General features: G+C 43.2%; 3 protein-coding genes and 2 pseudogenes. All 5 read right to left on the reverse strand.

Annotation, left to right across the window (positions count from 1 at the left end; all coding sequences use genetic code 11):
• Positions 1 to 864: 864 nt before the first annotated feature.
• Positions 865 to 1,272 (reverse strand): hypothetical protein, encoded by a 408-nt coding sequence (locus B9T16_RS26540; RefSeq protein ID WP_410246160.1) that lies wholly within the window; start codon positions 1,270 to 1,272, stop codon positions 865 to 867.
• Positions 1,273 to 1,277: 5 nt separating this feature from the next.
• The gene (locus tag B9T16_RS26545; RefSeq protein ID WP_006615937.1) at positions 1,278 to 1,445 is read right to left on the reverse strand and encodes a hypothetical protein; all 168 of its coding nucleotides are present in this window, start codon (positions 1,443 to 1,445) and stop codon (positions 1,278 to 1,280) included.
• 73 nt (positions 1,446 to 1,518) lie between these two features.
• The gene (locus B9T16_RS26550) at positions 1,519 to 2,913 is read right to left on the reverse strand and encodes a group II intron reverse transcriptase (protein ID WP_410246161.1); all 1,395 of its coding nucleotides are present in this window, start codon (positions 2,911 to 2,913) and stop codon (positions 1,519 to 1,521) included.
• Positions 2,873 to 3,095: pseudogene (locus B9T16_RS26555) on the reverse strand (HNH endonuclease). Before B9T16_RS26555 ends, B9T16_RS26550 begins: the two are co-directional and overlap by 41 nt.
• Positions 3,096 to 3,116: 21 nt before the next feature.
• A pseudogene (locus tag B9T16_RS26560) lies at positions 3,117 to 3,330 on the reverse strand (reverse transcriptase N-terminal domain-containing protein).
• Positions 3,331 to 3,891: the final 561 nt, after the last annotated feature.

Consider the following 3,891-nt stretch of genomic DNA (forward strand, 5'->3'; position numbering starts at 1 on the left):
AGGTTATTTCAGGCATTGCAGCCTTATTTGACTCCTAAACGTCTCGCACTTCTCGCTTATTATACCATATTGCCCTAAAATATTAACCTAATTTGAGATTAAATCATGCTCCCCTAACCAAGTTTCGATTTTCCCAGGTCAACGCCGAAGCGATCGCCTATATCAGATTCCCTTGATTCGGCGGAAAGCCTTTTAACGGCGCTTTTAGGGGTTCTGAGGTGAGAAATCGTACTCTCCTAGGTCAACGCCGAAGCGATCGCTTTTGGGGTGGGTTTTGTCGGGGTGAAAATTCGCCGCTAAAGAGGATGGCACTGTGGGGGAGGAGGTGGGGCGCGTTTTAGGGTTTTGAGGTGGCGATCGCAAGTCAGGCTATACTACAATTAATCAGAGCCTAAAATCAGGAATAAAGCCAAATGACTACCCAAAATTTATGAGAAAAATGGCAGCGTTTAGACCCTGAACAACAGCAACAAGTTCTCGCTTTTATTGACTTTATTCATCAAAGGCTTAAACCGACTAAACCCAGTTCTCCGCTTGGAGCAAAGTTAAGAAAAATCCGCCAAGAAATTATAGAATCGGGCATCCCCTTGTTAACGCCAGAAGAAATCGAACAAGAAAAAGTGGAACGGTGTGGAGGATATGCAGGCTAATCATGATCCGAACTTTTGTTGATGCTGGAGTGTTAATTTATGCGGCTCGCGCCAAATGAAATGGCTGAACTTGCTTGACAAATCTTAGAAGATGACCAGCGATAATTTGCCTCTAGTATTTAAAAAAAAGGATATTTTAACATAAAATTTGAGAAACAGAGTTGGTAGCAAAATCTCTGATTTGTAGGTGAAACTGTCGCAGAAACCGGGTTTCTTACAGAGATTTAGGTTTCACCTCGAATTCCATCTGGGAACGGTAGAAACACAGATCAAATTCCATCAAAAAGTTTGTCTGTCCTAGAATTAGAGGTGTATTAATATTTTTGGTCCAGGCAAACGCTAACTGAATCGGTGCAATATCGCCGATTTGAGCCATTGCCAACAAAGGTAGTGCTGGTTGGCTCCCTAAGTTACCAGTTAGTTGAATCATGGATTTGTTGTCTGCCCAAATAGCCCCTAGTTGTAGCCCCATATTATATTGCATGACATTGATAGTTGCACCACTGTCAACTAATCCCACGGCTTCAATCCTATGACTTTCTCGCCGCCAAATAATGGGGATTCGTGGCAGACTCTCAAATTCGTTTTGGGATGAATCAGTGGTTGAGTAGCGAAATCTCATGGTCATCAAACCTCCTCACTGGAATCTATTGCCTGCATGAGAATCGCCCCAGCCCCAAAAGTATTATATGGAGTAGGCAAATCATAGGTTTTACCGGGTTCTAAAGGTGAAATTTCGGCTCGTGATTCCATTTCTTCAGCCAGTAAACGAGAAGGGGTCGAGAATGGAGTCACCTCCATCCCCTCCCATTCAAAACCGTACTTGAGACTTTCACCTCATACGGCTCCTAGTCTGACTGTCTCTTTGTTATGAGCACAGCATTGTCTCTTTATCAAGAGCTGTTTTATCATCGTGACAATGGCGATGTAATAATTGAATATTTTTGTATTCATCCTTTCCACCTTGGCTTCTAGGTACAATGTGGTCTACTTCAATTAAGTCTGATGGAGTAAAGAATTGCCCACACCAGGTACATCTACCTTTTGGTTTTTTGAGTAGTTTTGCTACCCTAGTTGGCGTGTCGATTGCTTGTCCTTTTCTGGTTGCCCAGTAAGTCCAATTTCCGTCATAAAGTGTTGCGTCAGGGCGTATTAGGGTATGTCTGATAATTGGAGTCCAATTGTGATTGAACAGATGTAACCCATCTTTGGTTTGGAACAGCCAATTTTCGTGTCTTTCTTTCCCATTGCTAAGTTTAATTGTTCCATGTCTGAAATAATTACTTAGCTTTTCGTAACTTGCCTTTCCGCATCTTGATCCTGTCCATGCCCGTAACATTTGCCAGATTATATTGTCTAGCTTAGTGAAGGTCTCTTTTGAGACTACCGCTGAATAATAGTTTGCCCATCCTCTTATGATTGGGTTTAGTCTACTAATCAGGGCTGCCTGGGGCGCATTTTTATGTTGTTTAATTACACCATTAATCACTTCAGTGTGGGTAACTGCTTTTTGGCTGGGTTTTATGAGAGTTTTATGTCCGATTAATCGGCTCTTATGTCCCCCTGTTTTTACAGTTTTGTATTTTCCTACTGGGTATTGCCTAATATTGAATCCTAAGAAATCAAATCCGGGTTTTTCTGCTTTGCCATTATACTCAATAGATTTGAGTGTGTGGCAGACTCGAGTTTTTTCAGGTTTCATCTCTAATCCAACAGGCTTTAGCCATTCATAAATAGCAGTTTTGCACTGTTCAATGATTCCTAAGTCTTTGGATATGACTACAAAATCATCGGCATATCGTATGACCGTGGCAAATGGTTTGCTGTTGGTATTATTTGGATACATTTTTCCTATTAACCTACTCATCCCCAACAGTGCGATGTTGGCGAGTATTGGACTAATTACCCCTCCCTGGGGTGTCCCTGTTTCTGTATCCTCGAATACACCATTATCTAGCACTCCCGCTTTGAGCCATTGTTTCATGTCTCTTTTTAGGCTGCTTGGACAATCAATTTTGGACAGTAGGTAATCATGGTTTATTCGGTCGAAACATTTCGCTATATCTGCATCAAGGACATAGTATTGTCCAATCTTAATGGCATTGTAAATCCTGCTTATTGCATCTTGGGCTGACCTGCCTGGTCTGAACCCATAGCTAGTTCCTTCAAATCTCGATTCCCATTCAGGTTCGAGAGCCGACTTAACCAAGGCTTGCCTTGCTCTATCTTGGATTGTGGGTATTCCTATTCCAGCTTTTTTCATCCCTACCAGGTTTTGGAATCCAAACCCGTCGCAGTGGTTTTGCTTTGAGATTTCCTTTAATGTTCTTGACCAGTTCAAACCTTTGTCTTGGAGAGATTACTCTTACTCCATCAACACCGGCTGTTTTCCTGCCTTGACCCGCTTNGGGGGGCGGGTTTATTAAGCTGACTGTTGGGAAGCATGGCTGACCGTGGAACCCGCCCCTACAGCCGCACTGCTAAGAGCCGGGCATAATATGATTTCACCAATAGACGTTGCCACCTTCTTACCTTTGCATTTTGTCCCGATTTAGCTGCTTGGAATATACTCTTTTGGAGCTTGAAAACTTTCCGTTGAACCTTGGTCCACGGGATTGTCCTCCATGCGTTGCTCGTAGTCTTGATTGGTTAATCCTTTCTTTAAACTCGCTATCGCCATTTGTACACCTACTAGACTCTATTCTTACAATCAAACCGTGACCTGTTAGCATATCCCTACCATTACAGTAGGGCGTTGGCTTCTGGTCACATCTCACATCCTCTAAGACTTGCGGTTACACTTATTCCTACTGATATCTCGACCAGATAATCAGAGTCTAAGAGGACTTAAAACGTTCCGTTTATATGGGCATTCCATCTTTAGATTCGTCCTATCCACCGGGGTACTTTTTAAAGGTCTGTGTAGGTAAGTAAAAGAATCCTCCTACTCTTTCCCCTTGCTCTTTTGAGCGCAGCGTGTCAACCTATTTCGCTACTTACTCATTACGATGGTTCAAGCCGGACATTCGGTTTCCCTAATCATGGATGGTTGGCAGTGGTCGCCTMTGGTGGTAGGTTCTACTTTGCGCCTTCCGTTCCCCGCTTCAATCCTGGGTTTGTGATTCCCAAAACTGGGGGTGGCTGTTATGGTCGAAAGGGAAGTCACCTTCCCCGACTCCACTTCAAAACCGTTCTTGAGACTTTCATCTCATACGGCTCCTGATGTGAATACCCCTTTGTC

The sequence above is a fragment of the Arthrospira sp. PCC 8006 genome (assembly GCF_046480465.1).
GTDB classification, from domain to species: Bacteria; Cyanobacteriota; Cyanobacteriia; order Cyanobacteriales; family Microcoleaceae; genus Limnospira; species Limnospira platensis.